The sequence below is a fragment of the Mycoplasma sp. 2575 genome, assembly GCF_053851635.1.
The window spans coordinates 1-19116 of record NZ_JBSQBB010000014.1 but is presented as its reverse complement, the minus strand read 5'-3'; the positions used below and the strand labels follow the sequence as shown (position 1 = coordinate 19116).

Genomic DNA, 19116 nt, shown 5'->3' with positions numbered 1-19116 from the left:
AGGATTTGCACATGATAGAGCTATAACTGGTGTTGCTAAAGCAGGTAAAAATCCTATAAAAAGTAATTTGCTTTTTTTCATTTTTCTCCTTTAAATACTATTTTGATGTAAGTATTTTACATTTTTTTTTTTTTTTTTGATAATTCTCATCAAATCAATTAATGATCAATGGTGTTTGTAAATAACACATAGGGTATGAATGAGTAAATATGGAAGCTAGCAGAATTAAATAAAAATTGGTATTACAGAACAATAAAATAAATTAAAAACATAAATAGTTTTTTTTAAATACAAAAAGTAAAAAAAACCATTCAGCGCGTAAATGATGATTTTGTTAGCAAGAAATTGATACATGCTAAGAAATAAGAATAGGCAGAAATTCTATCTACTAATTAGAATGCAAATGGTTTTAGCCCTGATGTTACTAATTTAATTAATATTTATCTCAATGAAATTCTTTTAAGATAAAAATTAGAAGAAATAAGCGAGGCGCATTGCTATAATGGCGAAGTATAAATTAAATTCTAAAGGTGTTTTCATTGGACTAAGCAATACAAAAGAGGTTGGTTTTGATTATATTCAAAAAAATTATAAGGGCGCATAGATCAAATGATTTTAAATCTATTATGATTGAAGAAGAACATTCGGCTTTTAAGCGTTTAGAAAATATCTTTAGATAAAAAAGGGGGTAAATTTGATAAATATATTTTAATCTTTATTAGTCAAAACCACGAAATATAATAATGCAACTTTGTTGTTAAGTAACTAAAAACTAGCTATAAATAAATTTGTCGCATTTCAAAGAACAGATGTTACTTTATTTATTGATAATAAAGAATTTAGAGGTTCAATACTAATGTTATTAGATGAGATACTTCATTTTTCTAGTTTTCCTAATAAAAAAATATCTCCTCCTCTGTAAGATTTGATTGAGACAAATTTTTAGATATATTAAAAAGGTAAGATAAACAATTGTTAATTGCTATTGTCATAGAGATAGATATTGTACATTAAGCGAAGATATGAAAACTAAATTTTATAACAATAGATCTTAAATTTTCTCTTTCAAATAGTTTGTCCGAAGGTTTACATTAGAAAATATTAAAATATGTATGCTCACAAAAAGAGAAATGAGATAATTATCAATACTTTAGATAAAATTGAGTTTAACAAAAACTATGCGCCAAGTTTTAGGCGCATAGTTATAGAATATGTTGTTTTTAAGAAGCGACTCAAATACTATATTTCTAAAAATGTTGTAATTATTGTTTTTTTAGCAAAAAACTATGAAGAAAATTTGAAATTAGGTGTTTAAAATAGGATAGAAAAAATTTAGATTTAGTCAAAGATAATAGACAAATTACAAAAAGCGATCTTAAAGATATTTTAAAATAAACTAGGCTCTGTGTTATCTAATAATAAAGCAATTTCCTCTTTATAAGGCGCTAAGTCGCCAATGTATGGTGTTTCTAAAATAATGGGTATATTATCAAAATCGGGATCATAAACAAATTTTTTTAAAGTTTCTAAACCAATATACCCCTTTCCAATATTATCATGGCGGTCCTTCTTAGAACCTAGCGGATTTTTTGAATCATTTAAGTGAATAATTTTTATATACTTTAGAAAATCGTTGTCTTTTAAATATTTTTTAAAATTATCATAATCCCTAATATCATATCCAGAATCCCATATATGACATGTGTCAAGGCATATGGCAACTCTATCAGATTTAATTTTCTCAATTATTTCTTTTAATATTTCAAAATTATTACAATAATTACTTCCATTGCCAGCCATAGTTTCTAAGGCGATTGTTACATCATTAGTTTTTGCTAAAACTGTTTTTAATGAATAAATTAAGCTACTTTTAGCTTCTTCTTTGCTAAAAGTAGTATGTGCACCAGGATGCAAAACAATTATTTTAGCCCCTATAAAATTCATTCTTTTAATTTCAGAGATTAAAAAATCAATCGCAAACTTATTTTTTAGCGGGTTTGAAGGATTAATGATATAGGGTGCATGAACAATAATATCATCGGATTTAATTTTATCTGCATAAAATTTATTGTACTCATCATACTTGTAGTATTTTTCTTCAACGCGATAAGGGGATTGATTTGGCCCGAGATAAATCATCATGCAGTTAGCATTATTATGATGTGATTCACGTGCAGCGCCTAATAGATAGTCCGGTTTTGAAAACGAGACATGACTGCCCAACTTAATCATTTTTCACCTCGATTTAATCTAAATTATAACTTTCATTAGCATAGAACTCTTTTAATTGCTTACGTTTTTGCGGATGTCTTAATTTACGCAAAACCTTCGTTTCAATTTGACGAACTTTTTCTTTACTTACCCCTAGTTCTTTAGCAAGTTCATCTAAGGAATGAGGACGATATGATTCTCCGTTTGGGTCAGAAATTCCATATCTTTTTCTTATTAATAATCGATCAGATTCATCTGTTAACGAATTAATCATTTCATTCAAAATGACACTCAATTCTTCTTGACTTGTAAAATTAGTTGGACTAATTACGCTTTCATCCTTAACAAAGTCTGAAAAGCTTGAATTTTCTTCCTTTCCAATATTTTTATCAAGCGAAATAGGGTCAATGTTTATTTTTCTTATATATCTTACCTTATCAGCAGTGAATTCGGGTTCACCAAACTTCTTGGCAATTTCTTCATCTGTAGGAGGATAACCTTGTTCTTGTTGTAATTCTCTCTCAATCTTCAAGACTTTATTGATTGTTTCAACCATATGTACAGGGACCCTTACAGTTCTCGCTTGGTCAGCAACGGCTCTAGTAATTGCTTGTCTAATTCATCAAGTGGCATATGTAGAAAATTTATATCCCTTAGTATGTAAATATTTATCAGCTGCTTTCATGATTCCAGAATTACCCTCTGAAATTAAATCAATAAAGCTCAAACCTCTATTCTTATATTTTTTAGCATTATTGATAACTAGTCTTAAATTTCTTTTAATTAACAAATCGCGTGCTTTTTTATATGCTCATTTGTCACCATTCTCTCTAGCCTTAGCCATTTTTTCAGCTGTTTCTAATTCTTCCTTTGGTGTTAAAAGCTTACCATACTTGCCTATTCATCTCATATATCACTTAACAATATCATTTGTTTCAGTTAATCTGTTTGACAAATTACTATTCTCAGAATTTTTTCTAGCTGAACCAATTTTTATTTCTTCACTATCATAGTTTTTTAATAGTTTTGATGCATCAAATTCATCATTAGATCTTCTGCTTTTTCAATTAACTTCACTATAATCATCATATTCGTTAAGATCATAGTCATATTCTTCATCTTCTTCATCATACGTTTCACTAATTTTGCTTGAAATATATTCATCATCTTCACTAAAGGTTTGATCTTCTTCTACAGCAGAATTGATGCTATCATTTGGTACCAAGGTGCTATCATCATATTCAAAGTCATAGTCAATATCTTCGTTTTCAGCATCCTCGTCATCAATATCTTTTAACATACTTTCGTTAAATTCTGCATCTTGAACAAAATTTTCAACATCATCGTTATCGCCTTCATCAACACTATTAGAAATAAGATTTTTTTCAAACAATTTAAGCAATAATAAATCTGCTTCTTCATCATCAACATAAAGTTTTTTCTTATAAAGAATATCAAAAACTTCCTCTTGAGATAGGGTTTTAAATTTTTTATCTTTATTTTTCCTTTTAACTACCTCATTTTCAATTACTGAAATAACATAATCTATTGATTTTTCTAAATTATTACTTGTCATCCTGTGCTCCTTTGGTATACATTAAAATCTGCTTTTTTGGTTTCTTTCGATTCTCAACAAACTCATCTACACGATCATATAGATTTTTGATATCTTTTTTCAAATCATCACTTGTGAGAGTTAAATTTTTTATCTGAATTGCCTGTTCTAGATATGATTTATATTCATTTATTAAATCAATGTTATTTGATATTTTTGCTTTATTAAGGTCGGATTCAATTACCGAAACAAGATTGGATTGACTTAGTTCTAAACCTTCCTTGTTCTTTTTGATAATATAACTAATTAATTTTCTTAATATCTTTTGTGAATCATCATCTAAATTAAGATCATGAAATCCATCATTTTTTCATTGTTTGGCAATAAAAGGTTGATTTAATACTAGCAACAAAATTTCCTTTAATAGCATATAATGCCTACTTATTTCTTGTTTTAATATTGTTCTAGCTTTAATGAATTTTTTATTTTTTTTATTAATACTTGGCGAATTTGCTTGCTTCGAAACTTCTGGTTGAAGACTTGCAATATCATTTTTGATAAAAAAGTTATTATCATAATTTTCATTTGTATAAATACTTGGGTGATTTGTGCTATGTTTTTTTTCATTAATTTTATTTTTAAATAATGGATCTGATAAGAAAAGAGGATTAGAATTTTTATAGTAGTTTTCAAATAAATCGGCAGTTAAAATGTTTTCATTAATAAATCTTTCTTTGAGCATTAAAACTAATGAATTATCAATATAATAAACATATTCAAATATCTGCTTAAATATTTCGTTTCTCTCAAATGATTGTTTATTGTTTAAAATATTTTGCTTGGCCAGTATTAATAAATATTCGACAATATCAACCTTGTTTTCACACATTTTTTTTAAAGTTAAACCATTATCTAGATTATAAAGTTCATCTGCATCTTTATTTAATGTATTTATAACAAATTTAGCATTTAAATTGTATTTTTTCGAATAGTACAATATCATCCTTAAATTCTTTAGTGTTGCATTTTGCCCCGCACTGTCATTATCAAAAAATAATGTAATAGTTTTATTATTTAATAGTTTTAGATGGGCTGGTGATAATGAAGTACCCATAATTGCTACGGCATTTTTGAATCCAGCTTTAAACATGGCTATGCAATCAAATTGCCCCTCTACTAAGTAAACTTCTCTTTTATTATTTATTTCATCTTTTGCATGAAAATAATTAAAAATTACTTCATTTTTTCGAAAAACAATAGTCTCAGAACTATTTAAATATTTAGGGTTTTGTAATCCAGTGATGTCTCTACCTGAAAAAGCAATAATATTGCCTAATTCATCGCATATTGGAAACATTAGACGATCATTAAAAAAATTTTTATTTTCAATAGAAGATAATAATGATGAATTGGATATTTCAAACGAATCAAATTTATGTTCGATAAGAGTTTCATAAATTGACTTGTTTTTTGATGAAAAACCAATTTGAAATTCTTTAATTAAATTATCATTTAGGTTTCTTTTGTGTAGATACTTTATTAATTCGGCGCTTTTTTCAAAAGTAATTTGATATCTAAAAAAATTAAGTGCTACCTTATTGACTTCAAGAATTTTAGAATGTTCAGTTGTGATAGCGGAATTATTCATAAAATTGCCGAATTTGGAAATATCTAGGTTTTGTTTATTGACTAAAAATTTTAGTGCCTCAAAGGATGTTAAATTTTCCTTGTATTGAATAAATTTAATTACATCTCCGCCTTTTCCGCATCCAAAACATTTAAATATTCCTTGCTCTGGGCTAACAACAAAAGATGGCGTTTTTTCGCCATGAAAAGGACAACAAGCCTTATAATTCTTCCCTTGCTTCATTAAAGTCAGATATTGCCCAATAATATTAACAATATCACTTTTAGAAATTACATATTCTCAAACACTTTCCTGCAAAATTAATTCCTTTTATTATCTGTTTTCTAATAAATAACTTGTAATTTCACTAATTGGTATTACATCTTGCTTCATTGTGTCTCTATTCCTAATAGTTACAGTATTATTTTTGGTTGTATCAAAATCAACAGTTATACAAAATGGTGTTCCAATTGCGTCTTGTCGACGGTATCTTCTACCAATAGAACCAGCTTCATCATACGCTATTCTAATATTAGTATTTTCCAATAAATTGTTATAAATTTCCTTGGCTTCCAATGACTGCTTTTTCATTAAAGGTAATATAGCAACTTGATAGGGTGAAATTTTTTTACTTAATTTTAAAATCACTCTTTCTTCTTTATCATCAATTTTTTCGACTGTATAAGCATCGATAATCAATGCAAAAAGCAATCTGTCCAATCCAATTGAAGGTTCAATAACATACGGAATTATTTTGGTCCCATCGTCTTTTAAGTATTCAAGAGATTCACCAGAAAATTTCATATGTTGACTTAAATCATAATTGCCGCGATTAGCAATTCCTAATAACTCGCCTCATCCAAAAGGAAATAAGTATTCAATATCGCTTGTTCCTTTTGAATAGTGACTTAATTCTTCTGCTTCATGTGGTCTTATACGTATATTTTCTTCCTTAAGACCTAATAATAAAACGAATTTTTTACATTTTTCAATTCAATACTGATAAAAATTATTGCTATCTTTTTCTTCGCAAAAAAATTCTAATTCCATTTGCTCAAATTCTCTTGTTCTAAAAATAAAGTCACGGGGGGTTATTTCATTGCGAAAACTTTTACCTATTTGGCCAATTCCAAAAGGCAATTTAGCTCTTGATGTTCTAGTCAAGTTCTTAAAATTCACAAATATACCTTGTGCGGTTTCAGGTCTTAAAAAGGTTTCAGAAGAACTGTTATCAATTGCTCCCATTTGCGTCTTAAACATCAAATTAAATGGTCTAATTTCTCCTCATTCTGCACTTACGCCATCATATTTTTTAACATTTTTTTTAATGATTTTTTCTAATTCGTCAAATGTACATTTTTCGACATTAATTTCAGGAAATAGATCTTTAATAATATGGTCAGCACGGTATCTTTTATTATTAACTTTATTTTCAATTAGAAAATCAGAAAAATTATCAATATGACCACTAGCTTTTCAAACATTCTTATTCATAATAATTTTAGAATCAATTTGATAATTTTTTTCTTTTCTTATAAATTCATTAATTCATATATTTTTGATTTGAGTCATCATAGTAGTTGCTAACGGACCATAATCTCATGTATTCACAACACCACCGTATATTTCTGAATTTTGATAAACAAAACCCATATTTTTTAAATGAGCGATAACATCATGAATATTTTTTTTAGTATTATTTGGCATTGTAACCTCATTACATTTTTTATATATTTATATAAAATTAATATAAAAATTGTATCATAAAACATAATAAATTAAGTTAAGTTGGCATTTAAATTTTGGACACAGCTATTTTTTGGATTTGCTTATTTCTTCTTTTATTCATTCTAATATTTCGCTATTGATATAACTTATATTTTTATAAATGACAATATTATTAACTTTTCTTTTAATATAGACTGTTTTTTTAAAAAAATATTTCCTAAAATGCTTATAAAACTTGTTATACCAAATTTATAAAATGCTTTGATTCCTAAATAAATAAAATTTGTATAAAAGCAAAAACATATAGACAATGTTCCTTATGAAAAAATATGTAAATATTGCAAAATTATTATTAATTTAATTTCTAGCATCGTAGCATAATAATCAAAAAATCAAAAAAGACCCCGCAAGCAATAAAAAGCAATAAAAGATATAAAGGGATTTTTTGCTTAGCCACCGTGTGCAAATTGGCATATTTTTTATCCATAAATGTAAAGCATTCGGCTTTTTATTTTAAGTTTTTTATCAAAAGTAATAATAATAAAATGAGCACAACATAATGGGCAAGTAAGAACAAAAAAATATTCCTATTTTTTAAGTAATCCTAATCCATAATGTTGATTGCTCTTTATAATTTTTTTCTTAATTTATTAGTTTGGTAAAAATGATGGAAAAATGTCGTTGTTATTATCAATATGTGTTTGATTGAAAACAATTCTTTCAGTTCCATCTTTTTTTCAAAAAACAAATGTGTAATACTTTCCTGTACCTAACTTGTTTTCTGGCTTATCAAATTTAAATCTTAAAGGATATTCAACACCAGCTCCTTCATCGGCTTGCGTCGATGCAATTTTTATATTCAAAGGATCCACTAATGTATTATCATTTCTTCCTTTAACTTCTGTGGCAAAGGCTAATCATTCGCCTTTAACACCTTCCACTGGCCGGTGGTGTAATCTGAATGAAAATACACCATCCTTATCTAGAAAATTTTCACTTGTTGCCGCCGCAAATAATAATGTTCTGGTTTTTACTTGACCATTAAATTTTTTAACACCAAAATTAGTAAAATCTAATGTTTGATTTGTTTTTTTATTTTCGTTAATTTTGGGGCCAGCGTCTGGAACTGTATGTTCGCTGTTATTTGTTGGTGCACATGCAACTAATGTTGCAGTGGGTAATATCGGCAACAAAAATAGTGATGCTTTTAGGAATTTATTTTTAATCATATATTCTCCTTTATTGTTTTTTATTTGCTATTAGTTTAATATAAAAAAGTTAGATTTTTTCATTTTTTTTACAAAAATAACAATAAAAATATAAATACAGTTATTTAATTTATGTTAAATATTCCGAATTTCCGTTATATTTTTTTATTTTTAATGTTGCATTTATAATTTGGATCATTATAAAAGGCCACAATTTGATTAATTATTTAATTACATGTTTTTTTAGAAAATAAGTGCTTATATTACTATTGTTTATTAAGTGTTTATTAAAAAAATAAAACTTATTATCTTTCTATCTCTAAAACTTTTATTTATGATTTAAGGATTAAGCATTAGATATTTATAAAAAATTTTATAATTTAATAATTATGTATAAATTTTTTAGCAGTTCTAAAAGTGAAAATTATTTCTCTTTAGATGAAGATACACAAAAACATTTAAAAGTAATCCGGATTAAAAATCAAGATTTTTTAATAAACTTTAATAATGAGTTTTACTTATGTTATTTTGAGTTTCCTAATAAGGCCATAATTAAGAAAAAGTTAAATATAGATAATGAATTAGAAGATGATCTAATAGTAGCAATCCCACTTATAAAACAAAATAATTTTGAAATTGCTTTACAAAAAAGCGTTGAATTAGGAGTAACAAAAATTATTCCTTTTATTTCAGAATACACAGATAAAACTAATATGCAAATAGAAAGCAAAATAAAGAGATTTAAAAAAATAATCCTTGAAGCATCACAACAATCTTTTCGAAATACAATGCCAATATTTGAAAGAGTTATGACCTATGATGAGATTATTAAACTAAATGTTAAAAACAAAATTTTAGCTTATGAAAATGAAAAAGATAAAAGGATAACCAAACGAAAAGGAGATACTCTTCTAATTGTCGGGCCAGAAGGTGGATTTTCATTAAATGAAATAGAATTGGCAAAAAAAGAAAATGTCGAAATCGTTTCATTAACCAAGACAATTTTGCGAGCAGAAACAGCATTAATATATATGATTGCAAAAATGAACTAATGAATTTTTTTTTGCTATAATAGTTTAGTGAAATTTATTTATATTAAGTTATGTATATAAATAATGATCATCAATTTTTAAATATATTTAAAACATGAAAGAGAAAGTATGCGTCAAACAACAATTATTAGAAAAGAAATAGTTGATAAAAAATGATACATCATCGATGCAGCCAACGTACCTTTAGGTAGACTTTCAACTCTTGTTGCTTCAATCCTTCGTGGAAAAAATAAACCAACATTTACTCCAAATGTTGACATGGGCGACAATGTAGTTGTTATTAATGCAAAAGATGTTCTTTTAACAGCTAAAAAAGATGAAAAGAAAATTTACTATCACCACACTGGATATCCTGGTGGTTTAAAACAAATTACTGCTGCAGATTTAAGAGCTAAAAAACCAATTGCTCTAGTTGAAAAAGCAGTTAGAGGTATGTTGCCTCATACAAAATTAGGCCGCAAACAATTTAAAAATCTTTATGTTTATGCAAATGCAGAACATAAGCAAGTATCACAACAACCAACACAAATAGAGGTTAAATAATGGCAGACAAAATTAGATACTATGGCCTAGGACGTCGTAAATCTTCCATTGCTAGAGTTTACTTAATTCCTGGAAAAGGCAATTTTGTAATTAATGGAAAAGAAGCGAAACAATATTTAAATTCAGAAATTTTATTAATGGATGCCTTAAGTCCATTTGGTGTTACCGAAACAACAAATCAATTTGATGTTTTTGCCAATGTAAATGGTGGTGGTTTAACCGGTCAAGCAGGAGCCATTAGATTAGGTATTGCAAGAGCATTATTAGAAGCATCAAATAATGAATATCGTAACAAATTAAAAGATGCTGGATTCTTAACAAGAGACGCTCGTGTTAAGGAACGTAAGAAATTTGGATTGAGAAAAGCAAGAAGAGCAAGACAATTTTCAAAACGTTAATTTTTTTGTGATATACTTATATGGGTTTATCCCATGTTTTTATGCGAGCATAGCTCAGTTGGTTAGAGCACACGACTGATAATCGTGAGGTCGATGGTTCAAGTCCATTTGTTCGCACCATTTCAAGAAATTGACCATAACACGCTAGTCGTGTTTTTATTTTTTTATGATATAATAAAAGCGAATGCCCTATATTGAGGTATTCGTTATTTATTCCTTGGTAGTAATTAAGATTATTGCTAGGTTATGAAAGGAAAAAGATGGTTTCTAAAATTAGAAAAAGCGAATTGGTAAAGCAATTTGGAAGAAATGAAAAAGACACAGGTTACTTGCCTGTACAAATAGCAATATTAACTGAAGATATTGAATCATTAAAAAAACACTTTGCTATTAATAAAAAAGATTTGCACTCAATGCGTGGATTTATGAGAAAAGTTAATCACCGTAAAGCATTGCTAAATCACTTAAAAAACGAAGATTATACATTATACCAATCAACCATTAAATCACTAAATATTAGAAAATAAATTTTTCTATGTTACTTTTTAAGTAAAAAAATAGTGCTAAAACACCACAGATCTATGTATTTGTGGTGTTTTTTTAAAAATATTAATATGAGCATATTTAATATTAGGTTCATCAAACTCATATTAAGTTAGAAAATTCCTAATTTACAAATTCTAAAATAATTTAAATTATGCATAAAATCATATAAAATCTTTATATACTTACTCAATATAAAATTATAAAATATAAGGAGGGTTTATGAATCCCCAAGAAAAAGAAAAACGTTTAGCACAACTAAGTGAACTTGAGTATAATGTAACACAAAAAGCATTTACTGAGAGACCTTATATGAATAAATATAATAACCATTATGAAAAAGGCATCTATGTTGATATTGTTGATGGTACAGCATTATTTATATCAGATGATAAATTTAATTCTGGTTGCGGTTGACCAGCATTTTCTAAGCCGATAGATAATAGTCTATTGGTTGAATTGACAGATACTTCGCATGGAATGATTAGAACAGAAGTAAAATCAAAAAACGCCGATTCACATCTAGGTCATGTCTTCAGTGATGGCCCAAGAGATAAAGGTGGATTAAGATATTGTATTAATTCCGCATCTCTTAGTTTTATCCCTTATGAAGAACTTGATGAAAAAGGATATGGTCAATATAAAAAATTATTTAAATAGTTTTTTAATATCGTAGTTTATATTTATAGATTTATAAAAAGTTTGTTTATTTCTAAACCAAACTTTTTTTATTTACCAACATATCATAAAGATTGGATTAAATATTTGTTTAGTGAGTTTTATATTTGCTAATTTTTGCTATATATAGTAAAATTTTTACTATGATTAATATTATTCTATATCAACCTGAAATAAATGCTAATACAGCAAACATAATCCGTACATGTTTCGCTGCTAAAGCCAAGCTTCATATTATAAAACCAATAGCTTTTGACTTACACCCTCATTGATTAAAAAGAAAAGCAGCCGGGCACTTTCTTAGTGAAATTCAACATGAGGTTCATCAATCATATGATGATTTTATTAAAAAATATCCTAGCAAAAATATTTTTTACATAACACGTTATGGTTTAAAAAATTATATCGATATTAAATATGATGAACTGGCACAGAAAGAAGGCGAAATATGAGTTATGTTTGGCACAGAGAGTACAGGGATACCAAAGACAATTATGCAAACTAACATCGATAATTGTTTAAGAATTCCTATGAATCCTAATTGTCGCAGTTTAAATTTAGCTAATTCAGTAGCTATTGTTTTATATGAAATTTTACGACAAACAAACTTTAATGATCTATCAATTTATGAAGTCCAAAAAGGCAAGGATTTTATATTAAAAAAAGAATAGAAAGGAAATAATATGATCCATTGATTTCCTGGCCATATGGCCAAACAATTTAGACTATTGCAAGAAAAACAAAAATTATTTGATTTATTTATTATTGTAATGGATGCTAGATTACCTCGAAGTTCTTTTAATGATGAAATTTTCAAAATAATTAATAACAAACCAGTTTTATTTGTTTTTAATAAGGCGGATAAAACTAATCTTGAAAAACTCAAACCTTTTCTTGAAGATTATAAAAAACGTGGTCAAGTAGTTGTTACCAACCTAAAAGCACAAAATACATATGCAAAAATTAATATTGCTCTAAATAAAGAGTTCCTAAAATTTAAGGCCAAAAATGATCAAAAGCAAAAACTTACTCCAAGCCTTAAATGTGTTGTTTTAGGTGTGCCAAATGTCGGTAAATCAACATTTATTAATATGATGTCAAAATCGAGAGCAACTAAGGTCGGGTCGATACCTGGTATTACGAGATCGGAACAATGAATTAATTGCAAAAATTATCTTTTGTTAGATACTCCTGGTTTATTGATGCCTAAAATCGAAAATAATGAAATTGGAGCAAAATTAGCCATTGTTGGATCAATTAGACAAGAGGCCATTGATCAAAACGAATTAATTGTTTCTCTTTATCAATTAATGTCTAAATATTATCCTGAGAAACTAAAAGAAATTAATTTAAATCCTACTTTTGATTTAGAGGATATTTTTGCAAATATTTCTAAATATGCAATGCAAAACAATTTATTACTGAAAAACGGTGTTTATGACATTAAAAAAGGCATCAATATGTTAATTAATCATTTCAAAAATTTAAATAATGTTATTTTTGATGCATATGAAGGCGGAAAATAGAATGGATGAAAATACAAAAAAACCCATTATCATAAAATATGTTGCCCTAGGCGACGCATTTTCAGCAGGTTATAATTCAAAGATTGGTTTTCCGACTAATGGTTATATGGATAAAAATGGTGAAATCAAAGGTTTATGTTTCCCATCGATGTTAGCAAATTTTCTAAATGATACGTCTAGCTTACAAGTTGAAAGTTTTTACAATTTTGCTATATGCAATGCCTCATGTGAATTTTTGGAAGCATTTTATAGCAACAATAAAAAGGTCCTTAAAAAAATGGGGAGCAAATTAGACTTAATCCAGTCAATAGATTGATCCTCAAATAATCCATTTAATAACTTTTTTTCACCATTTTTGAAGGATTGAAATATTAGAAATAATGATTTTCAATATATCAATGAGAAAATTGCGGAAGCCAATTTAATTACTTTAACTATTGGCTTTAATGATTTTTTTTCCAATTTACCATTTCAAAAAATACTTCTTTTGACTAAATTAAATGGTGAAGCTAGAGATAGACAAATTTCCGTAATCAAAAAAGATATTGAAAATTTAAGCATTGTTATCGAAAATAAAATAATAAGTCTAATTTCCACCATCAGAAAAATTAATAACAAAGCAAAAATAATAATTACTAGCTACTCACCATTATTATTGAATTTAAGAAATACTATTTCATCTTTTTTAAACACTCAATTAAGCGACCAATTTGAAATTTTTGATTACCTACAAATTAATCTAAATAAAACAATTGCGGAATCTGCTAAAAAATGCCGAATTGATTTTATTAATATAAACGACACAAAATATTGGGAAGAAAATAAAAAATATTTATTTGAAAATATTTTTTCAATTTATCCAACTGAACGTGGATATAAAAAAATAGCAATGGATATTTATGTTAAGCTTTTTCTAAATTTCAAAATGCTTAAAAATGATCTTAATAATCATAGTTTTACTAATGAATATATTTCCGACACCAAATATTGAGAAGACAACATCTATTCATATAATCCAATATCACAATGTAGTGAAAATTTAAGTTTATTTAAAATGATTTATGGAAAAAATAAAAATGAAATTCTCTTCAGACAAAATAAATCACAAAGATATTTTAACAATCTTTTACATAATAGAAATCGTATAACTGATTTTTGTTCAATATTCATAAGATATAGCAAGTTGCCAATAAGCGAAATGATCAAAAAAATTATTAGTCAGAAATTTATTTATGCTCCAGAACAATATGAGAGCATTGCTAAAATTCTTAATTTTTTAACAAATGAACGAAGATCAAAAGAAGCTATTCTAATACTCTTAAAGGATCATAAGGTTGATGACATAGTTTACATTATTGAATGTATTTTGCAAAAAAAGGCATTATCAAAAAAAATTATTAACTACAAACTAATAAAACAAGAATTAAACAACTTTTTCAAAAATGAACAAAATATGGTTTATGATGTTTTAAAATATCTTTTTAATTCCGGTTTAATAAATGATTCAAAAAAAGAATTCAAAGATATAATCCATTCCTTAATAAAAGATTCCTTAAATACTAGCTTTTTAACATATTTATTTAACATCAAAAATAATCAAAAATTTAATAAGGTAAAAGAATATTTATCTAGCCTAAATTCGTTTTCAGAATTTACTGATTTTTTCGTTGAATCTCTTATTAATTATTCTGATGTTTATGTTAAATTAAGAAATTTTGATGAATTATGAAAACATTTTATTATAAAAAATAAATATAATTTATTGTTTATATTCGACAAAATGTTAGTAGAAATTACAAATGAAGAGAATATAGACCATACTGCTAACTTTTTTATTGATGCAATTAAAAGCTCACTTCGCGTAGAGCTTGATGCAAAAGATTATAAAGTGTTAAAAAATGCAATTAACAATATTTTAAATATATGTAAAAATAGCCCTAAATATTTAAACAATGTGTTCTTGAAATTTCTTGATAATATTAGAAATCTTTCCTTATATAAACTTATTCTACACTCAAAAACTAATAGCAAAAAAACTTTTAAACTGTCTAATTTATTTTCTTTAAACATCTTCTTAGTAAGCTCAATTAAACTATTAAGAAATCTATTTATAATAAAGAAAATTGTTAATAAAAATAAAATATAAGATAAGGGGTATGAGAAAACATAGATAATTTTAAGTAAATCTTTAAAGTCTTCCTCAGGGTCATGACCAATTGTCGAAGCTTTTATTTCATCAAAAACTGTAGTTAATATTTCATTAAGATTTTCATCATCTTTGCTGCTTCTTAAGATATTTATAAAAAGATGAAAAAGGTTTCTTTATCAAACCTTTTTCATCAATTATCATTAAAATATTTGGTAATGTTCTCAGATGTGTATCTATAAAACAATGTAACTAAAATGTATTGCTTAAAGTCACAAACATCAACGCTTCCTCTTAAATCTTCAGCAACTCTTCAAATTGCACTATAAAGTTTTTTTCTTATTGTCTTTTGTTATTTTTTTATTTAATTGCTCCATTCATCAATTAATTTAGTAACATATCAACTGTTTCTTTTTAAAAAAAATCTTAACTAAATAAGAACTCACAGTAGCCAAATTAACACCTGCTTCAAAGCACTTCTTAATATTAAAATCTTTTAAACGAGGTAATATTTTGCCATCATTTTTGACAGGATTAAAAGCCTAACCGGCTTTTACATTTTATTTTTAGTTTTTTAAATTTTGCCAATGCAGTAGGTTAAGCATTCGTAACTAAATTGTTTACTAATAATTTATGCATTTATAAACATATACAAAAAAATCTGAGCACATTTGTATCTGGATTTTTGTCCATGTTTTAATATGCCCATCTTTTTTATCCTAAAATACCATTTTTGATCTGTGGATTATTACCCAATTCCTTCATTTGTTTAGACATTCTCTCAAAATCATTTAATAACATGTTATACTCACGAGCACTTCTACCCGAGCCTTTAAGAATCCTTTCTTTTCGAGACGAATTCTTTAATAATTTAGGCATCTTTTTTTCTTGTTCAGTCATTGAATTAATTAGATATGTATAAATTTTAAACTTGTTTTCAGCTTCCTCTATTTTTTCATCGCTTACTCTATCAGCCATTCCGGGAATTAATTTAAGAATTGCCTTCATCTTACCGAGTTTTTTAATTTGCGCAAGAGAATTCATTAGATCATTAAGATCAAACTTTCCGCTGATCATTTTATAACCTATTTTTTTCATCATTTTTTCATCAACTTCTTCTGATGCTTTTTCAATAAGCGAAAGAACATCACCCATTCCCAAAATTCTATCTGCCATTCTATCTGGATAAAATAATTCTAGGCCAGCTATCTTTTCACTAATCCCAATAAAGGCAATAGGAATTTGAAGAAGATGCGTTATTGATAGCGCTGCACCACCTCTTGCATCTGAATCTAATTTAGTTATTATGGTTCCATTTAAATTTAATTTTTCATGAAAAGCCTTCGCTGTATTAATAACATCTTGACCGCTCATTGAATCAATAACTAAAAATATGTAATCTGGTTTAATATTTTTTTTAATTTGTTCTAATTCATTCATTAACTCTTCATCAATTGCCAAACGTCCTGCAGTATCAACAATAACTAGGTCATTTTTATATTGTTCAGCTACTTCAATTGCTTGCTTTGCAATTAATAAGGCATCATTTTCTTTCTTTGTAAAAAAGTCGGTTTGAGTTTGCTTTGCAAGCTGTTCTAGTTGATCTCTAGCAGCGGGGCGATATATATCATCACCAACTAATAGTGGTTTTTTGAATATCCCTTTTTTTCGGAGATAAAATGATAATTTAGCGGATGTTGTAGTTTTACCTGAACCTTGTAGTCCTACCATCATAATTTTTGTTGGTATTGCCTTTGGTTTAATTTCAATAGAATTACTACCTAGTATTTTGGTTAATTCATCCTTAAAAATCTTTAAGACAGTTTGCTGCTGATTTAATTTACCTATAATTTGGCTATTTAATGCCTTCTCTTTTACTTGTTTTATAAATGATTTAACAACTTCTAAATTAACATCAGCTTCTAATAAAGCTAACTTAACTTCTCTTAAAATTTCTAAAATATCTTCTTCATTAATTGACAATTTTTTATTAATTTTATCAATTGATTTTTGTATTCTTTTTTGTATAAAATCTAGCATGTATTTATTATATTATAATAAGTTGATATAGACAAAATAAAAATACTAATACGAGATTTTTACTTATACTATCGAGTTAAATTACAATAATATTTTATTTTTTATCTATTACATCTAAATTTAATTTTGAAAATAACAAAAAACATTTCAGCTGTTATATATCCTTATAAAATCAAAAGTTTTTAAAAATTTAAACTGTGCCACAAAAAACTGAATGGGCAATTGAATGTAACTATTCAAATTTGTATTTTGCCACAATCTATCATTGCCCAATAACTTCATTGGTAATCCACCTAATTTATGTCAAATAATAATTAATCACACGTTGCTCTCATACAAGCAAAAAGCGCACCAATTAATTATTTCGTATTTCATAAGTGTAGCAAATTCATAATAAGCGATTTTATTAAAATAATGCTTAGTAAAAATTAAGATATTCAAATTTTAAATTTTTATTGAATAACCATTTTATGGTTTTATTTTTTGCTTTTATTAAACCATTTTCTCATTATATCAAACGAAGTTATTGAAGTATCTATCTTTCATTTTCATAATAGCATCTTAAAGATGCTTTTCTTTAGTAGCACGCTTTTTATTACTACTGAATTATGCTTTGCTAAAATGTCTTCTATGATTTGTCAATAATTAGACCGCTTGTTATTTTCTTTGCAATTTAAAAAGAAATTCCTAATGGGTTTTATCTATTTTGCACATTTTTTATGGTCTGAAACGTAAATATTTAACTATTTCTCTCTTCTTATTTCTTTTTTTTAACTCTTTAAGAGCAAAAAATCTAGACACAAATGCATCTAGATTTTTATATATTTTTTAACAAACGCAAACTCGTTATTATAAAAATTTAAGAACCGCCGGCAAATTTAAATAAAACCGATATAAATTTAATTGTTTTAAAATATTCCTTGCAAAGTTAAAAGAATTAAATATTTCTAATTTCTCTTTAGAAGTTTCCTTAAAGCAAGCCATATTCTTATTTTTTTAAAGTTGATAGTTACCATCGTGATATGGGTAGCTTAAATAGAATGCAAACTTAAAGTTTTGGTACTTTTAAGTCATCTAGTTTTTGGTAAAAATAGCTATTATTCCTTCTTAACTATTTTTTTCCTTAGATTCTTTACTTTCGGGAGCTAATTTTAATTCGCCTAATTTAATTTTGTCATCAAATTTAGGAATGTTTTGTTTAATTTGATCTGGAAGATTAGTAATTAATTTTTTTAAATCTTCTTCTAAAACTAGCTTTTGAAGGTCTTCAAAACTCTTTTTAAATAGACCTTGAAATACAAGGACTTCATTTTTTTCAATTTCTTTAACCTCTTCTTCATCAAGATTATTTATCAAATCATCTTCTTCTGGTGTTGGCCCTGGTTTAGGTAGGGCTGGAGATGTAAGGGTATCCTCGCCATCCTCATCTTCTGTTTTGCCGTCAGGAAGGGTTTTTCCTAAATGTTCATTATTTTTATTATTTTCTTTTTTTGAATCATTATTCTTGCCATCATCTTTTGGATCCTTATTTTCAGGTTCAGTTTTGCCATTAATTTCTGGTTTCTTTTCTTGTTCTTTGCCTTCTTCATTCTTTTTAGGATCTTCTGGTTTCTTTTGATCATCTATTTTAGGATCACTAGGTTTATTATCATTATTTGAGCTGCAAGAAATAACAGTTGCAGCTGTTATAAAAGGTATTGAAATGCTTGCTAATGTTAATAAAATTTTGTTAGATTTTTTCATAAATTTCCCCTTAAAATGTTTATCAATTTACTAAATTACACCATAGTTTTTTTTTTTTTTTTTTGTGAAATTTATCAACAAAATATCAAAAAATTCTGTTTTTATAAATAAAAGTTAT

General features: G+C 26.6%; 16 protein-coding genes and 1 tRNA gene. 9 read left to right on the top strand and 8 right to left on the bottom strand.

The annotated features are described in order from the left end of the window. Nucleotides 1–1386 precede the first annotated feature (1386 nt). The 5 genes from ACWXVU_RS02920 to ACWXVU_RS02900 form a co-directional block, all read right to left on the bottom strand. Nucleotides 1387–2232: a deoxyribonuclease IV gene (locus tag ACWXVU_RS02920; protein ID WP_438340841.1), complete on the bottom strand. Its 846-nt coding sequence runs from the start codon at nt 2230–2232 to the stop codon at nt 1387–1389. A 13-nt stretch (nt 2233–2245) separates the two neighbouring features. Beyond that, on the bottom strand, nt 2246–3787 hold the full coding sequence (locus ACWXVU_RS02915) for an RNA polymerase sigma factor (RefSeq protein WP_438340842.1): 1542 nt from the start codon (nt 3785–3787) through the stop codon (nt 2246–2248). Beyond that, on the bottom strand, nt 3777–5711 hold the full coding sequence (gene dnaG / locus ACWXVU_RS02910; protein ID WP_456012156.1) for a DNA primase: 1935 nt from the start codon (nt 5709–5711) through the stop codon (nt 3777–3779). The genes ACWXVU_RS02915 and dnaG overlap by 11 nt, the downstream gene beginning before the upstream one ends. 15 nt (nt 5712–5726) lie before the next feature. Continuing rightward, nucleotides 5727–7100: a glycine--tRNA ligase gene (locus ACWXVU_RS02905; protein WP_456012155.1), complete on the bottom strand. Its 1374-nt coding sequence runs from the start codon at nt 7098–7100 to the stop codon at nt 5727–5729. 671 nt (nt 7101–7771) lie between these two features. Next, nucleotides 7772–8350 (bottom strand): hypothetical protein, encoded by a 579-nt coding sequence (locus tag ACWXVU_RS02900; RefSeq protein ID WP_438340845.1) that lies wholly within the window; start codon nt 8348–8350, stop codon nt 7772–7774. A gap of 368 nt (nt 8351–8718) precedes the next feature. Between ACWXVU_RS02900 and ACWXVU_RS02895 the strand changes: the two genes are divergently transcribed. From ACWXVU_RS02895 to ACWXVU_RS02855, 9 genes are all read left to right on the top strand, one after another. Then, nucleotides 8719–9381, top strand: a complete 663-nt coding sequence (locus ACWXVU_RS02895; RefSeq protein ID WP_455994959.1) for a 16S rRNA (uracil(1498)-N(3))-methyltransferase — start codon at nt 8719–8721, stop codon at nt 9379–9381. Between the two features lie 108 nt (nt 9382–9489). Beyond that, complete coding sequence (rplM, locus tag ACWXVU_RS02890) at nt 9490–9924, top strand: 50S ribosomal protein L13 (protein WP_438340847.1); 435 nt, start codon at nt 9490–9492, stop codon at nt 9922–9924. Continuing rightward, the gene (gene rpsI / locus ACWXVU_RS02885; protein ID WP_438340848.1) at nt 9924–10322 is read left to right on the top strand and encodes a 30S ribosomal protein S9; all 399 of its coding nucleotides are present in this window, start codon (nt 9924–9926) and stop codon (nt 10320–10322) included. The genes rplM and rpsI overlap by 1 nt, the downstream gene beginning before the upstream one ends. A gap of 43 nt (nt 10323–10365) precedes the next feature. Next, nucleotides 10366–10442 (top strand) — tRNA-Ile (locus tag ACWXVU_RS02880). Between the two features lie 140 nt (nt 10443–10582). Further along, a complete protein-coding gene (gene rpsO / locus ACWXVU_RS02875) occupies nt 10583–10849 on the top strand; it encodes a 30S ribosomal protein S15 (RefSeq protein WP_438340849.1) in 267 nt (88 codons plus the stop codon). A gap of 238 nt (nt 10850–11087) precedes the next feature. Then, nucleotides 11088–11525, top strand: coding sequence for a peptide-methionine (R)-S-oxide reductase MsrB (msrB, locus tag ACWXVU_RS02870; protein ID WP_438340850.1), 438 nt, complete (start codon nt 11088–11090; stop codon nt 11523–11525). 161 nt (nt 11526–11686) lie between these two features. Further along, the gene (locus ACWXVU_RS02865) at nt 11687–12214 is read left to right on the top strand and encodes a tRNA (cytidine(34)-2'-O)-methyltransferase (RefSeq protein ID WP_455994072.1); all 528 of its coding nucleotides are present in this window, start codon (nt 11687–11689) and stop codon (nt 12212–12214) included. Between the two features lie 12 nt (nt 12215–12226). Next, a complete protein-coding gene (gene ylqF, locus ACWXVU_RS02860) occupies nt 12227–13069 on the top strand; it encodes a ribosome biogenesis GTPase YlqF (protein ID WP_444705141.1) in 843 nt (280 codons plus the stop codon). Between the two features lies 1 nt (nt 13070). After that, entirely contained in the window at nt 13071–15215 is a 2145-nt protein-coding gene (locus ACWXVU_RS02855) for an SGNH/GDSL hydrolase family protein (protein WP_456012154.1), read from the top strand. Between the two features lie 151 nt (nt 15216–15366). On the opposite strand, the gene ACWXVU_RS02850 is transcribed toward ACWXVU_RS02855, so the two are convergent. The 3 genes from ACWXVU_RS02850 to ACWXVU_RS02840 form a co-directional block, all read right to left on the bottom strand. Beyond that, nucleotides 15367–15513, bottom strand: a complete 147-nt coding sequence (locus ACWXVU_RS02850; RefSeq protein WP_456012158.1) for a hypothetical protein — start codon at nt 15511–15513, stop codon at nt 15367–15369. Between the two features lie 416 nt (nt 15514–15929). Beyond that, on the bottom strand, nt 15930–17255 hold the full coding sequence (gene ffh, locus ACWXVU_RS02845; protein WP_438340855.1) for a signal recognition particle protein: 1326 nt from the start codon (nt 17253–17255) through the stop codon (nt 15930–15932). Between the two features lie 1107 nt (nt 17256–18362). Continuing rightward, nucleotides 18363–18998, bottom strand: coding sequence for a hypothetical protein (locus tag ACWXVU_RS02840; RefSeq protein ID WP_456012153.1), 636 nt, complete (start codon nt 18996–18998; stop codon nt 18363–18365). Nucleotides 18999–19116 lie beyond the last annotated feature (118 nt).